This is a genomic window from Arsenicibacter sp. R0_47, assembly GCF_057652235.1.
Genome location: NZ_JBYFCJ010000089.1, coordinates 1 through 1,984, shown reverse-complemented (window position 1 = coordinate 1,984; position 1,984 = coordinate 1). Strand labels below are relative to the sequence as shown.

Genomic DNA, 1,984 nt, shown 5'->3' with positions numbered 1-1,984 from the left:
CAAAGTGGATGTTGATTTCTCACCCCCTTTGTTCTTTTTTTCAGCCGTCCGCCAGGCATGGATGATGCTATCACTAAGGTTGCAACTACCAAAGCGGGCCAGATATCAAATAGCCCTTCCTGACCGGGCCCGTTGCAGGTTGTTTCTCTTTAACCAGTTCGCCAGATTCTGCTTGGTGGTGCCGTAGCGTTTGGCGATGAACTGTTGAGTTGAGCCATTATTCAATAGGGCTTCAATCTCAATCCGGTACACATCCAACTTGCTTTTGCCTACCCCTTTAGGACGGCCCAACTGAACGCCGGACGCTTTCTTGACTGCCAAAGCCTGACGGGTGCGTTTGGCAATCAAGTCCCGCTCGATCTCCGCTGCCATCGCGAAAACCATCGCCATCACTTTGCTTTGAATCGTATCGTCTAACTGCCAGGCTCCCTTGACGGTATAAATCCGAATGCCCTTCTGCACGGCAACCGAAATAATCTCCATACACTCCAGCATGCTTCGGCCCAGGCGCGAGAACTCACTCAGTAAAATCGTGTCCCCACTGCCCAACTCGTCCAGTACACCAGCAATCTTGCGCTGTCGCCAGGGCACTTTGCCCGATACTTTCTCTTCGACAAAACGGACCTGTCCCAGATTGCGGTCGTTGGCCAGGTGCAGGATTTCCGATTTGTTCTTTTCCAGGTCCTGATCGAGGGTCGAGACCCGTAAATAGGCAATATTTTGAGCCATAACCGGGTGGTCAAATGAAAACCACTTAAATGGAGTTATTTTTTACTTTTTGATCGTCAAATATACTCCTGTTTCGTTTTATTTTTCCGACTCCCCAAAACCCTCCTTTTTTCTTGACCTCGTGAGCCGTTTAAAAGTACTCGATCCCGCCGAAGCCCGGCGTTTTGACCAGCCCCCATCGTTGACGCGCCAGCAGCAGGCACATTACTTTACCTTGCCAATGGAGGGCTTGCCCCTATTTCGTAAACCTGTCACCCGAATAGGCTTCTGCCTACAGTGGGGATACTTTCGGCTAACCCAGAAGTTTTTTCGAGCGGCTGATTTTCAGCCTGCCGATGTTGAGTATGTGGCCCAACTCTTCCAAAGCCAGCCTGTCGATCTAGCTCAGTATTCCACCCAGATTGCCTGGGAACACAGCCAACTAATTCTGGGCTTGCTTGAGGTGAAGCCTTTCGAGCAGTATCGCCACGCATTCAATCAACTGGTTTATGGACTCTTCGAGCAACCGTTGTTACCCCGAAAAGTCCTCGAAGAGTCCCGCCAACACCTGATGCGGCAGCGGGTCGAAGTCCCCAGCTATGATGTTTTTCTACGAATCATTACCGAGCAGTACAACCGTTACGGTCGGCGATTAGCCACTCAGCTTGATCAGCATCTGACTCAGCAGCATCGGCAAGCCTTAGAGCAACTGGTCCAAACCGATGCTGCTTATGAACGACCGCTGTTACAGGCCTTCAAAACCGTCAGCCAGGTCGAACAGCCCAAGGCCATCAAGGCCAGCATAGTCCAATTCAAGCAGATTAAAGCTCTTTTTGAGCAGGTCGAGGGAGCCGTCAATCAATTAGGCTTCTCCGATGCAACCTTGCGTCACTACGCCCATCGAACGGGACAGGACCGTCCTGGCCACATCAAAGAGCATGAGTCCCGCCACCTGTTTCTATTCTGTTTTTTAGTGCATCAGTACCGGGTACGCCAGGATACCTTCGTCGATATGGTCTTATCCTGCGTCAAGGCAACCGAACACGTTACGGGGCGAAAACGCCAGCAACTCTACTTTGCCAACAATCGGCAACGGCGCAGTGCAACCTTGTTGACCATCCGCAGTCGGCATCAGTACGCCCGGCAGATCGAGCAAATCCGACAGGTCATGGCTTTAGACGAGGATCCGGTCCGTAAACGAGGTTTTTCTTACAAATGTCCGGAAAACGGCGTTAGTAAACTACGCTTTTAGTTTTGAGGCATAATTTATACACTG

At 51.0% G+C, this 1,984-nt stretch carries 2 protein-coding genes; one reads left to right on the top strand and one right to left on the bottom strand.

What is annotated here, in order from left to right:
* Positions 1-105: 105 nt before the first annotated feature.
* On the bottom strand, positions 106-729 hold the full coding sequence (locus AC23NW_RS36080) for a recombinase family protein (protein ID WP_487455549.1): 624 nt from the start codon (positions 727-729) through the stop codon (positions 106-108).
* A 49-nt stretch (positions 730-778) separates the two neighbouring features.
* Here AC23NW_RS36080 and AC23NW_RS36075 point away from each other — a divergent pair, with 49 nt between their 5' ends.
* Positions 779-1,960 carry a DUF4158 domain-containing protein gene (locus tag AC23NW_RS36075; RefSeq protein ID WP_487455547.1) on the top strand — a complete coding sequence of 394 codons (1,182 nt, stop codon included), beginning with the start codon at positions 779-781 and terminating at the stop codon, positions 1,958-1,960.
* Positions 1,961-1,984 lie beyond the last annotated feature (24 nt).